The sequence below is a fragment of the Tardiphaga sp. GW822-FHT04G09 genome (assembly GCF_058800725.1).
The window spans coordinates 109,782-124,943 of sequence record NZ_JBXAMO010000001.1; the positions used below are offsets into that span (position 1 = coordinate 109,782).

The 15,162-nt window shown below is 62.3% G+C and carries 11 protein-coding genes; 4 read left to right on the forward strand and 7 right to left on the reverse strand.

The features are described from left to right. Positions 1 to 4: 4 nt before the first annotated feature. The 4 genes from AC1RLZ_RS00430 to AC1RLZ_RS00445 form a co-directional block, all read right to left on the reverse strand. On the reverse strand, positions 5 to 709 hold the full coding sequence (locus AC1RLZ_RS00430; RefSeq protein ID WP_493187035.1) for an SDR family oxidoreductase: 705 nt from the start codon (positions 707 to 709) through the stop codon (positions 5 to 7). Positions 710 to 747: 38 nt separating this feature from the next. Further along, a complete protein-coding gene (locus tag AC1RLZ_RS00435) occupies positions 748 to 2,811 on the reverse strand; it encodes a prolyl oligopeptidase family serine peptidase (protein ID WP_493187036.1) in 2,064 nt (687 codons plus the stop codon). A gap of 92 nt (positions 2,812 to 2,903) precedes the next feature. Continuing rightward, positions 2,904 to 4,118, reverse strand: coding sequence for an NADP-dependent isocitrate dehydrogenase (locus AC1RLZ_RS00440; protein ID WP_493187037.1), 1,215 nt, complete (start codon positions 4,116 to 4,118; stop codon positions 2,904 to 2,906). Between the two features lie 162 nt (positions 4,119 to 4,280). Beyond that, complete coding sequence (locus AC1RLZ_RS00445) at positions 4,281 to 6,005, reverse strand: carbamoyltransferase C-terminal domain-containing protein (protein ID WP_493187038.1); 1,725 nt, start codon at positions 6,003 to 6,005, stop codon at positions 4,281 to 4,283. 323 nt (positions 6,006 to 6,328) lie between these two features. On the opposite strand from AC1RLZ_RS00445, the gene AC1RLZ_RS00450 reads away from it, so the two are divergent. The 4 genes from AC1RLZ_RS00450 to AC1RLZ_RS00465 all read left to right on the forward strand — a co-directional run bounded on the left by AC1RLZ_RS00450 (position 6,329) and on the right by AC1RLZ_RS00465 (position 9,128). Next, complete coding sequence (locus AC1RLZ_RS00450) at positions 6,329 to 7,543, forward strand: TrmJ/YjtD family RNA methyltransferase (protein ID WP_493187039.1); 1,215 nt, start codon at positions 6,329 to 6,331, stop codon at positions 7,541 to 7,543. Positions 7,544 to 7,635: 92 nt separating this feature from the next. Then, positions 7,636 to 8,454 (forward strand): isocitrate lyase/PEP mutase family protein, encoded by an 819-nt coding sequence (locus AC1RLZ_RS00455; RefSeq protein WP_493187040.1) that lies wholly within the window; start codon positions 7,636 to 7,638, stop codon positions 8,452 to 8,454. Between the two features lie 53 nt (positions 8,455 to 8,507). Then, entirely contained in the window at positions 8,508 to 8,777 is a 270-nt protein-coding gene (locus AC1RLZ_RS00460) for a type II toxin-antitoxin system ParD family antitoxin (RefSeq protein WP_493187041.1), read from the forward strand. 3 nt (positions 8,778 to 8,780) lie between these two features. Further along, on the forward strand, positions 8,781 to 9,128 hold the full coding sequence (locus AC1RLZ_RS00465; RefSeq protein ID WP_493187042.1) for a type II toxin-antitoxin system RelE/ParE family toxin: 348 nt from the start codon (positions 8,781 to 8,783) through the stop codon (positions 9,126 to 9,128). A 299-nt stretch (positions 9,129 to 9,427) separates the two neighbouring features. Here AC1RLZ_RS00465 and hyoA read toward each other — a convergent pair whose 3' ends face one another. From hyoA to AC1RLZ_RS00480, 3 genes are all read right to left on the reverse strand, one after another. Continuing rightward, a complete protein-coding gene (gene hyoA, locus AC1RLZ_RS00470; protein ID WP_493187043.1) occupies positions 9,428 to 13,819 on the reverse strand; it encodes an NACHT domain-containing antiphage protein HyoA in 4,392 nt (1,463 codons plus the stop codon). 225 nt (positions 13,820 to 14,044) lie between these two features. Next, a complete protein-coding gene (locus tag AC1RLZ_RS00475; protein WP_493187044.1) occupies positions 14,045 to 14,329 on the reverse strand; it encodes a helix-turn-helix domain-containing protein in 285 nt (94 codons plus the stop codon). A 31-nt stretch (positions 14,330 to 14,360) separates the two neighbouring features. Beyond that, positions 14,361 to 15,068, reverse strand: a complete 708-nt coding sequence (locus tag AC1RLZ_RS00480; protein ID WP_493187045.1) for a hypothetical protein — start codon at positions 15,066 to 15,068, stop codon at positions 14,361 to 14,363. Positions 15,069 to 15,162: the final 94 nt, after the last annotated feature.

The following is a 15,162-nucleotide window of genomic DNA, read 5'->3' on the forward strand; positions in this document are numbered from 1 at the left end:
GTCGTCACACCGATCGCGTCATGCCGCCATCGACGCGGATGTTCTGGCCGGTGATATAGCCTGCACCATCGGATGCGAGAAAGGCGACGGTGGCCGCGATCTCCTCGCTCTTGCCGTAACGCTGCATCGGCACGCTCTGGCGTCGCTCTTCAGTGGCCGGCAGGCTGTCGATCCAGCCGGGCAGCACGTTGTTCATGCGCACATTGTCGGCGGCGAAACTGTCGGCGAACAGCTTTGTGTAGGCCGCGAGACCGGCGCGGAACACGGCCGATGTCGGAAACATCGCTGAGGGCTCAAACGCCCAGGCGGTGGAGATATTGATGATCGCGCCGGACTTCTGCTTCTGCATGAGCGGCGTCACCAGCCGCGTTGGCCGGATCACGTTCATCAGATAAACGTCCATGCCGGTGTGCCACTGCTCGTCGGTGATATCGAGAATGGGTGCGCGGGGACCATGGCCGGCGCTGTTCACCAGCGTATCGATGCGCCCCCATTTCTCCAGCGCGCGATCGACCAGCCGCTTCAGGTCATTGTTCGATTGATTTGAGCCCGTGACGCCGATGCCGTCGAGCTCCTGCGCAAGCGCTTCTCCCTTGCCGGACGATGACAGGATCGCAACCTTGAAACCGTCGGCTGCGAGGCGGCGCGCCGATGCAGCGCCCATGCCGCTTCCGCCTGCGGTGATGACGGCGACTTTGCTGGCTGGCATGAGGTGGTCTCCCTGAATGTTTTTATGATCCTATCGCTTTAGCCGCAAATCGTCCGCCGCAGAAACGCAAACCCCAACGCCTGGCTCTGCGCCTGCTTGGTATTGTCCACTGCGCCCGAGTGTCCACCCGCCACGGTCTCATTGAACCAGACGGGATAGCCAAGCGCTTCGAGCTTCGCTGCCATCTTGCGGGCATGGCCGGGATGGACGCGGTCGTCGGTGCGGTTGGTGGTGATGAAGATCGGCGGATAGGTCTTGCCTGCCGCGGCGAGATGATAGGGCGAGTATTTCTGCAGATAAGCCCACTCGTCGGGAATTTCGGGATCGCCATATTCGGCGATCCAGCTCGCGCCGGCGAGCAGCTTGGTATAGCGCGCCATATCGAGCAGCGGCACGCTGCACCAGACGGCGCCGAACAATTCCGGATAGCGGGTCAGCATGTTCCCCACCAGCAGTCCGCCATTGCTGCCGCCGTGGCAGGCGAGCTTCTGCGCCGTCGTTATACCTGACGCAGCGAGATCTCGCGCCACAGTCGCGAAGTCGTCATGGGCCACATGCTTGGTGATCTTGCGCGAAGCCAGATGCCACGCCGGGCCGAACTCACCACCACCGCGGATATTGGCGACGGCGTAGAGATGACCTTGTTCGAGCCACAGTTTGCCGGCGATGCCCATATAGGCGGGCGTCAGCGATATCTCGAAGCCGCCATAGCCATAGAGTATCGTCGGCCGGGGCGGGGCGCCGGCAGAAAGATTCTTGCCGATCAGGAAATAGGGGATCTTGGTGCCGTCCGCCGCCACCGCATGGCGCTGCTGTACTTCGATGCCCTCGGGATCGAAATTAACAGGCGAGCTCTTCAGCGGCTCGGGCGCGCCCTGGCCGTTCCACAGCGCCGTGGTGGTCGGCCTGTCGAAGCCGGTGACAGTGAGAAGCAAATCGGTCCCCAAATCCGGATCGTCCTCGCCGCCGAAATTCTGTGCCGAGATCGAAGCGTTGTCGGGCAGGCCGGGCAGTGGCGCTTCTTGCCAGCCAGCTTCGCTCCGCTGCAGCAGCGCGAGGCGGCCGCGGACGTTGTCGAGGATTTCGAGCACGATGCCGTGCCGGGTCTCCGACCATGACTGCAGCGCCCGGGTCGGTGTCGGCGTGAAGACGATCTCGAAATCGCGGGCACCGGACAGGAAACGATCGAGGTCGATGACGGCGAGTGCGCCGGTCGGGATCGTCTGGTCGCCGACGGTCCAGTCCTGCTTCGGGCTGATCAGGAGATCGTCCGCTTCCGCCGAGACCGAGACCTCTTCCGGCAATTCGAGGCGCAGGCGTTTTCCCGCATGCGGGCCATGCTTGCGCTCGACGAAGATATGCGAGCGGGTGAAATCCAGCGCGCGCCAGTACATCACGCCTTCATGGCTTGGTCGGCGGTTGACGCCGAACCAGGCGGCGACGTCCTGCTTCTCGACCTCGAAGACGGTTTCAGCCGCAGCCAGTGGCGTGCCGCGCGTCCATTTGCGTACGGTGCGGGTATAGCCGGCCTCCGTGCTGTCCTCGGGCGTCTGCGCACTGCCGAGCAGCAGCGTGTCCTGACCGACCCAGCTCACCTGCGTCTTGGCCTTCGGAATGATAAAGCCGTCGGCAACGAAGCTCTTGCTGGGAATATCGAACTCACGAACCTCGATGGCGTCAGTGCCGTTGAACGACAGGCTGATCAGCGCGCGAGTCTTGTCCGGCGAACGCGCAGCACCTGCGAAGGCCCAGGAGATGCCTTCCGCTTTGTTGAGCGCGTCGATATCGAGCAGCACGTCCCAATCGGGGGCATCGGTCTTGTAGCTTTCCAGCGTCGTGCGACGCCACAATCCGCGCGGATGCTGCGCATCTTTCCAGAAATTATAGAGATGCTCGCCGGACTTGCCGACGAACGGGATGCGATCGTCGGCATTGAGGATCTTCATGACCGCGTCGAAGTCGCGCCTGTAGTTATCGTCGCAGAGAAAGCCATCGGTGCGCGCATTCTGCGCCTCGACCCAGGCCACGGCCTTGTCGCCCTCGATCTCCTCGAGCCAGAGCAGGGGATCGTCATGGCCGTCGGCGGGATTTGGCGCAGTCATGGGTCACCTCGAAAACGGAACGTCTCAAAAGAAAGTCCGGGTGCCTGAGGCAGCCCGGACTTTCGGATGGTGTAGTCAGGAGAGGGCGGAGATCAGGCCGCCAGCGCCTTGGTCAGGTTCTCCGCGACCTTGTCGAGGAAGCCCGTGGTCGAGAGCCAGCGCTGGTCGGCGCCGACCAGGAGCGCGAGGTCCTTGGTCATGTAGCCGGCTTCGACGGTGTCGACGCAGACCTTTTCGAGGGTCTTGGCGAACTTCGCCAGTTCGGCATTGTTGTCGAGCTTGGCGCGATGGGCGAGGCCCTGGGTCCAGGCGAAGATCGACGCGATCGAGTTGGTCGAGGTTTCCTTGCCCTTCTGGTGCTCGCGATAGTGGCGGGTCACGGTGCCGTGGGCAGCTTCGGCTTCCACCACCGAACCGTCCGGCGTCAACAAGACCGAGGTCATCAGGCCGAGCGAGCCGTAGCCCTGGGCCACGGTGTCGGACTGCACGTCGCCGTCGTAGTTCTTACAGGCCCAGACATAGCCACCGGACCACTTCATGGCGGCAGCCACCATGTCGTCGATCAGGCGATGCTCGTAGGTGATCTTCGCAGCTTCGAACTTGGTCTTGAATTCTGCGTCAAAGATTTCCTGGAAGATGTCCTTGAAGCGGCCGTCATAGACCTTGAGGATGGTGTTCTTGGTCGACAGGTAGACCGGAACACCGCGCGACAGGCCGTAGTTCAGCGATGCGCGGGCGAAGTCGCGGATCGAGTCGTCGAGGTTGTACATGCTCATGGCAACGCCGGCGCCCGGAGCCTGGAACACTTCGCGCTCGATCACGGTGCCGTCTTCACCGACGAACTTCATGGTCAGCGTGCCCTTGCCCGGGAACTTGATGTCGGTCGCACGGTACTGGTCGCCGAAAGCGTGACGGCCGATGATGATCGGCTTGGTCCAGCCGGGGACCAGGCGCGGCACGTTGCTGCAGATGATCGGCTCGCGGAAGATCACGCCGCCGAGGATGTTGCGGATGGTGCCGTTCGGCGACTTCCACATCTGCTTGAGGCCGAATTCCTTCACGCGCGCTTCATCGGGGGTGATGGTGGCGCACTTCACGCCGACGCCGTATTTCTTGATCGCGTGAGCGGCGTCGATGGTGACCTGATCGTCGGTCTTGTCGCGGTATTCCATCCCGAGGTCGAAATACATCAGGTTGACGTCAAGGAAGGGGTTGATCAGCTTGTCCTTGATGTACTGCCAGATGATCCGGGTCATCTCGTCGCCGTCGAGTTCGACGACGGGGTTGGTTACCTTGATTTTTGCCATGGGAGATCGGGCCTTTAGCGCGTTGCGGGAGGGGTGATTTGTAGGGGGGCTATAGCACCGCGCCGGACCCGGCGAAAGCCGGGGGGTCATGCAGTTTCGGCGCAATTTCCAGCCCAAAACGCAGGCTGTTTTTGCTCAAAATGCAGCCTGCGCCGCGGTGCCCTACGCCGCGTCGCGCCGGTACAGGCCGCCCGTGGTCACCAGGAAGTCGATCCGCCCGTCGAGCAGCGCCCGCAGCGCCTCGGCCGGGCTGTTGACGATGGGCTCCTCATGCACATTGAAGCTGGTATTGACCAGCACCGGCAAGCCGCTGGCCTCTGCAAACCCCGCGACAATGTCATAATAGAGCGGATTGTCCGGGCGCGCGATCACCTGCGGCCGCGCGGATCCATCGACATGGACCACCGCGGGGATGCGGTCCCGCCATTCCGGCCTCACATCGCAGGCGATGGTCATGTAGCGGCAGGCCCGCGCATTGACGGGATTGACGTCGAACACGTCCGCGGCACGCTCAGCCGTGATGACCGGGGCGAAGGGCATGAATTCGGACCGGCTCAGCCGTTCGTTCAGGAGGTCGTGGGTGCCGCGCCGCGCCGGATTGGCGAGGATGGTCCGGGCGCCCAGCGCGCGGGGGCCGTATTCCATCCGGCCGTTATAGATCGCGCCGATTTCGCCCGCCACCAGCCGCGTCACCGCGCCCGCGACCGGCGCCTCGTCGACCCGGCGAATCCCCGGCGTGGCGGCGATGCCGGCGTCGAGCCCGGCCTGAAAATCGCGGCCGAGATAAACAGTCCCGAGATCGCGGCGGTGGCCCAGCCAGGACGCCAGGCCGTCGCGCTCTAACAGGTAAGACAGCGCGCCGCCGATCGGCAGGCCGTCGTCGCCCATCGCCGGGAAAATGAACAATTCATCGATCGGCAATTGCTCCGCCAGCAGGCGGTTGAGCTTGACGTTGGCGAACACGCCGCCGGACAGGCCGAGATGTCGCGCCGGATGCCGCTGCAACAGGCGCTGCAGCGACAGCAGCATAGTGTCTTCCAGCACCTTCTGGATCGACGCCGCAAAATCCTCCCGGCCGGCCTGTTTGGCCAGCCGGCGCATCAAGGCGTTCATCTGGTGATAGCTGCGAAAGCTGGACTGGATGCGTCCGTCCGGGGCGACCGAAAAATACCCGGCGATCGTATCGGCCGCGGTCGGTTTCCCCATGGCCGCGAGCCCGGTCAGCTTGCCCTCGTGCCGGTTGGGGCGAAATCCGAGCGCCTTGGTCGCCGCGCTATAGGCGCGGCCCAGGCTGTCGACGGGATTTGGCAGGAACAGGCACTCGTCGTCGCCGTACACCGTCGTCAGGCGGTGGTCGGCGAAGTGCCGGTAGCTGTAATTGACATTGTCGCCGCCGCCATCGGCCGTCACCAGCAGGGCATCCGGCCACGGGCTGTAGAACAAGGTGGGCAGCGCATGCGCTTCGTGGTGGTTGTAGAAATGGACCGCGGCGTCGTCGCGGAAACCGCCGTCGCGCCGCCATGCCGCGGCATCGAAGACCTCCTCTGCCCGCTGCGCGCGGTAGCGATGCTGCTCGGCGCCGAGCAGCAGGCGGTCCTTGCCGACCCGGCTGCGATACTGCTCGTGCAGCCAGCGCAGGCCACCGAGCCGCGGGAAATAGGCCTTGGGAAACATCGCGCGGCTGGTGGCGACGACGTCGACATCGCGCCGGGTGGCGCCGGCGATCGACAGCACCTCGTCGATGGCCGCATCGGGGTGCGTGCTGCCATCGCTCTTGCGCCGGGTCAGTCGCTCCAGCGCGACGGCCGCCTTCAGCTCGTAATCTTCGAAAATGGCGGCGGCGGCGTCATGGACGCCGGAGTGAACGCTGAGGATAAGCTGGGGCATGAAGGCTGCAAGGTCATTCGCGGGAGGGGCATATTACCCGCCCCCTGCCATGACCGGCAACTCACGAGCGCATGGCCGGGAACTCGCCTTCATCCGGATTGTCAGGCGGCAGGCAGACCGCGTCTGGCATCCGCCGGCAATTCGTCGTAGGGCTGCATCGCAGATAGCCCCGGTGAACGGGTTATTCGCATCCAGATGCCCGGCTAAGTCCCTTGTATCGCTGAACAATGCGGCGATCGGCAGGGAGCCCGGATGAGGTGTTGAATCAAAACCTTCACGGGATGATTCAACACCTTCAGAGATTGAATCAGAAAGTGAAGTGCATGTCCGGTTCAGGCACCGACTCGACCAAGGCGCATACCGATCTCGTCGGCCCCGTCGTCATCCTCGTCGAACCGCAGCTCGGCGAGAATATCGGCATGTGCGCGCGCGCCATGGGCAATTTCGGCCTGACCCGGCTGCGCATCGTCAACCCGCGCGACGGCTGGCCCAATGTCCATGCCCGCCGTGCCGCCTCCGGCGCCGACCATATTCTCGAGAAGGTCGAGCTGTTCGACACCGTCGAGCAGGCGGTGGCCGACTGCACCTTGCTGTTCGCCACCACCGCCCGTGCCCATGACCAAGCCAAGCCGGTGGTCGCTCCCGAGGCGGCCGCCGCCGAGACCATCGCCCATGTGGCGACGGGCGCCACCGCCGGCATCATGTTCGGCCGGGAGCGTTACGGCCTGCAGAACGAGGAGGTCGCGCTGGCCAACCGGATCATCACCTTCCCGGTGAACCCGGCCTTCGCCTCGCTCAACCTCGCCCAGGCGGTGCTGCTCTGCGGCTATGAGTGGTTCAAGCAGGCCACCTCCAACGCGCTGCCCTATGCGATGCCGGAGCGCTCCGAGCCGGCCTCCCAGCACCAGATGACGGCCTTTTTCGACAACCTCGTCGGCGAGCTCGACAAGGTCGAGTTCCTGCGCCCGCCGGAAAAGCGCGACACCATGCTGGTCAACCTGCGCAACATCTTCACCCGGATGGAACCGACCAAGCAGGACATGCACACGCTGCACGGGGTGGTGATGGCCATCGCCGAGGGCCGCAAGGGCCCGGCCAAGGGCGGCGTCCTGGACGGCGAACAGGCGACCCGGCTGCGGGCGCTGCTGGCCGAACATGGGAAGGGTGCGCAGCCGCATGAGAGCGGCACGGTGCGCGGGCTCGCCCGGCTGCTCCGCCGCAATCCCACCGATGCCGAACGCCTGCTGTGGGACCAGCTGCGCGCCGACCGCCGCTTCGCCGGCCAGTTCAAGCGCCAGACCCCGGTCGGCCGCCACATCCCGGATTTCGTCTCCTTCCCGGAGCGGATCGCCATCGAGCTGGTCAATGCCGGCGAGACCGAGGTGATTGTCAGCGACCGCGCCGCCCGGCAGACTTGGCTGCAAGAGCGCGGCTACCGCGTGATCGCGATGCGGGCGGATGACGTGACATCAGACATTGCGGCGGAGCTGGCGCGGCTGGAGGCGTTGCTCGCGAGCGGAATGCCGGGGCAGGGATGACCCGAAATCGGGTGGCGCTTCGCGCGATCCGGGCTACGAACGATGTGACCAGCCGCGATCAACGCGGCGGTCGAAACAACGGGAGACGATGAATGACCATCTCCACCGCCGAGAAGCGCGCCAATTTCCGCAAGCTCCACGAGTCCGGCTGCTTTGTGCTGCCCAATCCCTGGGATGTCGGCAGTGCCCGCTATCTCGCGCATCTCGGCTTCAAGGCGCTGGCCTCGACGTCTGCCGGCTATGCCTGGTCCACCGGCCGCCCCGACAACAAGGTCACCGCCGATGATGTCATCGAACATCTCGCTGATCTCTCCGCCGCCACCGATCTGCCTGTGAATGCCGACTTCGAGAACGGTTTTGCCGATGACCCCGCAGGCGTCGCCGCCAATGTCGCCCGCGCGGTGAAGAGCGGCATCGCCGGCCTGTCCATCGAGAACTCCACCGGCAAACCCGACAAGCCGCTCTATGACGACACGCTCGCGGTGGAGCGCATCAAGGCCGCCCGCGCCGCCATCGACAGCGTCGATCCGTCGGTGATGCTGGTGGCGCGCTGCGAAGGCTTTCTGCATGGCGAGCGCGACCTCAAGAAGACCACGGCGCGGCTCATGGCCTTTGCGGAGGCCGGCGCCGATTGCCTCTATGCGCCGGGCGTGGCCACGGACGAGGAGATCACCACGCTGGTGAAGGCGATCGGTCCCAAGCCGCTCAATGTGCTCACCGTGCAGCCGACCATGACCGTGGCGCATCTCGCCAGCCTCGGCGTCCGCCGCATCAGCGTCGGCGGCGCGCTCGCGCGCGTGGCCTGGGCGGGGTTCATGCAGGCGGCGCAGGAGATCGCCGGGAAGGGGACGTTCACCGCCTTTGCGCAGGGTGCGAAAGGCGGGGAGCTGAACAAGCTGTTTGGCGCCTAGCATTGGCAAAAATGGCCGATTGCGGTACTTTTCAGCTCAGCGGAGATGTGGCCATGCCGACGCGCAACATCCATCTGACGGACGAGCAGGACGCCTTTGTCGAGGAGGTTGTCCGAGCGGGTAAATATGAGAATGCCTCCGAGGCGATGCGTGACGCCGTGCGCGGCCTGCAGCATCGCATCCAGGCTGACGAACTGAAGCTCGATCTGCTGCGCACGCAACTTCAGGCCGGGCTCGCCGCGCTGGAGACCGGCCGTTTCACCGAGGTTGACGACGCCGATCTCGATGCCGCTCTGGACGACCTCGCCACGCACGCACCGTAAACCGTGGCGCGCTATCGCCTCTCCGAACCGGCGAAGGCGGATATTGCGGCGGTCCTGCGCACCAGTGAAACCATGCATGGTGCTGACGCGCGGCTACGCTATCGCGCGCTGCTGACGGCGGCGCTGCGGCGGATCGCAGCCGATCCGGCTTCACCTGCGAGCGTCGATTGCAGCGATCTGTTCGCCGGCCTGCGCAGCTATCACATCCGCCACAGCCGCAGCGACAGTCGTGAGGCGCCGGTCGGTCACCCCGTCCATGTGATCTTCTATCGCGCGCAAGGCGCTGGGATCATCGAGGTCGTCCGGGTGCTCCATGAGCGGATGCTGCCGGACCGGTATATGAGCAGTTGAGCGTGCAGCATCTCGCCAGCCCCGGCGTCCGCCGCATCAGCGCCGGCGGCGCGCAGGCGCGCGTGGCCTGGGCGGGATTCATGGGGGCGGCGCAGGAGATCGCCGGGAAGGGAACGTCACGGCCTTTGCGCAGGGCGCGAAGGGCGGGGAGCTGAATGGGTTGTTTGGTGCTTAGCAAAACTCTCGTCGTTCCGGAGTGTGCTCGCCGCAATATAGGCACAAGGAGGAGTGAGGTGGCGGCGCGTAGCACGCGCAAGCACGATGCCGCGAGCGACCCGTTTGTGTCGCTGAAGCAGGCGTCAAGCGTTCTCTTTCTTGAGACGAGGCCGGAGGTTGAGTCCCTTCGCCATGAGCTTCACCGTGCCGCCAAGCTCTAAGGAAAGACGCTGAGCCTCGTCGTCAAGCACGGCTATTAGTTCCTCAAAGTCGATCATCTTTCCAGTCTTCGGGTGCTGCCATTCTCGCTCTCGTGCAATCGTTACGAGAAGGCAGCCCGCACGGCAGTCATCTGCTGCCATATATTTTGTCAGTAGTTGATCGTGAAGGGTATTGAATAGGTCATTTCCCGACCTCTGATCTCCAAGCTTCAATTCAATCGTTCCTTGCTGATTAGAGCCGGTCGATCTGAATCTGATGTCGGTTTCCTTCTCGTCCGCGGTCACTGCCTCTTGGTCGATTGTGTAGCTGTGGCTGGCGGTGACTTGTAAAGCGCGCGCTATCTCCCGTCGCATGACGTGTTCATCGCCGATGCTGGCCCATAGCTCGCGCGGCGAAATATCTTGAAGCAGGAGGTCGTCTATATCACTGAGACGATCTCGCATGAGCATGAACATCGCCTCGCGCGTCTTTGGAGGTGTCTCGCCGGTCTTATCTAAAGCAACAAATTCAGCTTCCGAGACGGCACCGTTGTCCGCTTCTTCGGCGGCAACTTCTTCAGCCAAGGCTATCGTCCGACCCTTGATGTGTTCGAACAAAGGGTCGTTAGCCATTTCGATCTTCGCCGACCATCCGTCAGCGCCTGTTGTAGCGAACAAGGCGCTGAGAATGGCATTGCGTGCTTTCTCTGCATTGTCTCGTGTGTCGGGTGAATAGGAGCCCTCGTGATGAGCGTCGTCATCGATGCGAACATGCCGATAGGAAAGTCGGAGAATTTTAAGTAAGAGCGATGGCGTAAAGCCGGGCGCTCGGAGATCGACGGTGACGCCGCCATAGTCAGTGTTGAATAGCTTCGCGAATAACTGGACACCCAGCCCATCTTTTGATGCGGCGCTCTCTTTGAGGCCATTCTCAAGAGCCTCAACGCCGGCGGATGGTTTAAGATAGAGCAGAGCGGGCAACCACACGTTGGCGAAGTTAGACGTGACGCCGTCGGCCAAGTAATGCTGCGCCGTCTTCTCGATAAACAGGCGATCGTCATCGGTTCCATTTTTGACGAGGATTTGGACTGCTTGACGGAGATTGTGCTCTGGGTGGGGGCGGCTCTGTTCCGTATCAGTCTGCGCAATTTCTAATAGCCAGCTACGAATTCGAGGAATGAACAGCGTTGATACGATTGCGGAGGCGTGGCTGACGTTCTGCAAGAACATCGAGTAGGCGTCGGCGCTCGTGAGCTCGTGTAGAGAAAGGCTTAGTTCTTTCCCAAGCACTCGATCAATTGCAGCCGGATGTTCGATGGCAAGACTTTCAAGCCATGACGGAAAGCCGTTCAACTCCATTGGGGCATAGCGGCACGCCAGCTCCGCTTCTTGATCGGTAATTCGTCTAGCCCAGTTAGGATTTTCGGCCTCCGCGGCGATCCCCGCAAGTCCGAACTGCCATTTGACTAGGAAGGTGTTTCGCTCGCCTTCAGGGCGTTCGCTGCGGAGTGTGGGTGTATACTTCCGCCATGCGGCCTTCATAATTTCGCGAAGCCGGTCGGCAACTTCCTTTCCAAATTGTTCCTCAATAAAGCGTCGGTTCCATCCGGCGGCGCGGCTCTCACGGCCGGATCGCTCAACGGCCTGCCATAGGTCCCAGGCGGTTTGCTCTGCCCGATCCGCGGCGAATGCTGCGTCGGGGTCTTGCGCAATCTCGTGCCAAAAGGACACCCAGCTCGCATGCGCCTTCGCCGTGCGTCGTTCAATTTGTTTTGTGCGCTCGTCGTTTGCCGCCCTAATTTTGCGCGTTTCGGCGCTGCTCTCGTGCGGCTTCAGGCGGTTGTCGATGATCGTCGTGAGGGACGGGGCATCTAAGACGAGTGGTTTGAGAGATTCAAGAAGTTCTCGGGGATCTGTCGTGGCGTTGTTGAGGAGGAGCATTTCACTCCACAGCATCATCTCCCGATGCTCGAGGGGCTCGTCTTGTTTGGCAAGCCGCTTCCGGACCCAAGCAGAATCCTTTTCGTCACTCAACTGAATGCCGCATTGATACGAAACATTGTGGACGCGGTGCCACGAGTCTCTGAATTGGTGCAGCTGCGCGAGAAAAGCGTCTTCTTGCCAGAAAGCAGCTTCGCGGGCGTCTGCGGGAAGCTCTGCAAGCGCTTGTCGCAATCCAGCCAAGGAATTTCGCTCGCTGTAATGGTCGTCCGAAAGGCGGATCGCGAGCAGGCTTGAGGTCGTCCATGCCGCGGTCCTGATATCTACTGTTGCCTGCCGTTGGCAGGCGGCAATAAGCGCAGGTATCAGGTCAGGTCGCGTTGTCCGTAGGTGCGGAACCTTATCTTGCGCCCACGTTATGCCCTCAAGAAGTATGTCTGTAATTCCTTGGCGCAGCTGATCAAGATAGTCTGGTAGAAGCTCTGTGACCTCGATCTCACGCGGCAGTCGAAAAGTTAAGTCGCCAACGCTGCGTGGCTTTTCTTTCACACGCCGAAGTATCTGCAACAGTCGCTCAATAGGCATGTATTTGGGAAACAAGCTCAGTAGTGCCTGGCGTGCCAAGGTGTTCGGCCATAGAACAGAATCTGTTGCAATCGTTGTGGAGAGTAGGTCAAGGCGCGAGTCATTCAGTTCCAACAGGGCGTCGATTGCAAGGTCGCGCTCGCGATGGGGGCGTTCGCTATCCATCGCCGCTGCGTAGGCGATGTCAGAACATTCAGTAAGTTTGCCTGCGGCGATAATATTTAGCAGAAGATCGCGGACCTCTGGATTTTCGATTCCTTGATCCCAGAGGCTTTTAACGGTGTCTGTGAGTTCATGCGATGCAAAACGATGCACTTGGATACGTGGTATCCGTAAGCCGCGCCACCCGCCGCTGCCGTAACGAGCTGCATAGGCGTTTAGCGCCCTGATCCGTTGTGTTGGTCGCAGCGACTGCGGATCTCCATGGTCCAAGACGACCGCGGGATCGATGGCAACAATATCATCAAAAATGGTGTCTTGTGAAAGCGAGAGCCATGCGGCGACAGGGCGCATGGATGGTCTGACGGTTGGAGTGCCTTGGGCAGTCTCGGTGAACAATAGCCGCTTGATTGATTTGATCGAGACGCCGCGCCCGAGCAGCGCATCTAATCGCTTCGCTGCAAGAACTTCGACTACGGATCGATGGTGAAAGCGAACCCGCCCGTAGCTGGCAAAGCCAAATAGGGGGCGCTCCAACAACGTGGATCGGGCCTCAGCACTCCAATCCTGCAAGATTTTTGATACATCAAGCGCTGCCTCGCTCGCGAGAACACTATCCACGTCAGCGCTGTGTCGCAGTGTAAGCTTGCGCGTCAACATGGCGGCCAGTGCTAGCCGGCCGGCTCCCTCAGTTGCAGCTCCCTGCGACAGCTCAGTTCTTTCCTTGCGCTCGGTGCTTGGTTTCAATTTTGTCGCGATGTTGGTCTCGACCTGCTCACGATGTGATCGGATGCGGTGATGCTCACGCCAGTCCGAGCACAATTCGAGCAAGTCTTGTGGTCGTTCAGCGAACTCCTCAGCGTCGCGTTGCCGGATGTCGGCGAGGAGCGCATTGGGGTCTGAGACACCTTGGAGCATCGCGAATGCGTGCATCTGCTCGCGTGACAGCGGCATCAAGCCGACATTGCGCCAGGCTTTGGGCCCAGTGTTGTCCGAGGTCTTACGCTCACGGTCCATCAGAATGTCAGCGAAGGCTTCAGCCGTAGGCGCTGCGCTTTCCTTAGGCGGGATTGGTAGATGTCGGACGATTAGCTCTCGATCAATTGGAACAGGGCGAGTCGTGATTATGATTTTCGCTCGGCCAAGCTGTCCTGCGAGTGCCTTATTTAGGCGCTTGAGAGCTTGATCGAACTTTCCAAGAGTTAGCTTCAGTTCATCAAACGAATCCAAAAAGAAAGTCGCGATCTCGGATTGGGATCGTAGCCAGGCGTCGAAACGTTGCTCTTCTTCGTTCCCCAACATCTCGCGGACGGTGCTCAAAGCAAGGGTCGCGAGATCTAGAAAAAAGGCCGGTTCGCCATTGGCCCAGAGTCGCTTTTGCTGCTCTTGGCACTCGTAAGTTTTCCCTACGCCTGCCTCGGATACAACCAAAATGCGGTCTGATTGAAGAACTTCATCCCAACCGAAAGCGCCTCTCCAGCCAATTCGCGAGAGCACGCTGGCTTTTTCGATATCGGCGACCTCTTCGTCAGATAAGTCGCGGAATGTTCGATCAATGGAAGATCGGGGGTGGGATGCACCGGTCATGTGTTTTGAGCCATCGCGGTAATGCAATAAAGAGTGGATACTCGCGGTAATTGCATGTCGCAAGTATCTATCCTTCGATGCATATCGACTCGCAGGAGGCGTTCACCCGTACCAGAGCCTACACTCTCCGTCTCGGTCCCCGCGGCCGGAACGCCGGATTGTCCCGCTCGCGCGGCGTATGCGCGTCTTCCAGCAACGCCATCGCTTCATCGGGGATTCGGTCGATATTGACGCCGCCGCAGCGCCCATACGGCCACTTGGGGCGGGCGAGCCTTTGCGCAGCCCGGGTCACGCCGCCGGTTTGCTGACCCGCCACTCGACGACGAGTCCCGCTTCCGTCGCCAGGATCATCAGCGCGTCCAAGCTGAACTTGTCGATCCGCCCGCGCAGCAGGTCGTTCATGCGCGGCTGTGTCACGCCGAGCCGTTTCGCTGCTTCGGCTTGCGTCACCTTCCAGCCGTCCACCGCATCGCGGATAGCGATCATCAGGCCGGAGCGCGCCCTCATGTTGGCGGCTTCTGCCGGCGTGTTTTCAAGAGCGTCCCAGACACTGTCGAAACGCTGTTCGGTCATTGTCGATTCCTCTGCATCAATCCCCCAGCCCCTACACCCTCCGCCGCGGCCCCCGCGGCCGCAGCGCCGGGTGATCCCGCTCGCGCGGCGTATGCGCGTCTTCCAGCAGGGCCATCGCCTCGTCGGGGATGCGGTCGATCTTGACGCCGCCGCAGCGCATCTGCCACAGCGCCTTGCGGATGGCCGCGTCGCGGTCGATCCAGTCCTGGCCGGTGCGCGCCGGGGAATCGGCGCGGCGGCGCGGGCGGCGGTTGCCCATGGCTTCCAGCCGCGCCATCTTCACCACCTGCATGGCCTGGATCAGCCGGTCGAGATCGACCGTCGGGCTGTTCCACAGCTCAGTGACGCAGCGCTCGGCCAGCGCCTGCAGCTTGCCTTCCAGCATGCGCAGCTTCAGCCGGCGCGAGGCGCGGGCGGTCGGCACCGTGTCGCTGGCGCGGGGCGCAAGCGGGTGACGCTGCCAGCCGCCGTCGCGCGCCCAGCGCATCACGCTGTGCTTGCTGACGCCGGTCCGCGCCGCGATCTGCGCGTGGGTCAGCGTGGTCTCCTCGATCAGGCGGCGCACCGCCGCCACCGTGGCATTGGTGTGCAGCCGCTTGCAGCCCTTCGGGCGGCCGCCGAGCATTGGCGGCGGTCCGTCATCAACATCAGGCGTGATCCGAAGGCGCAGCACGGGCTCGTCGTATGCGTCGCTGACGCGGGGCCGGTTGTTGAAAAGAGGATTGAGGGGATGTGCCATGAAGCGGATTATATGCCCAATCGCGGAGGTTGCAAGCGGGGCTTCACTTAACCTCTCTCCGCCCCGCGCGAAGCGAAGCTTCGCTTCGCACGGG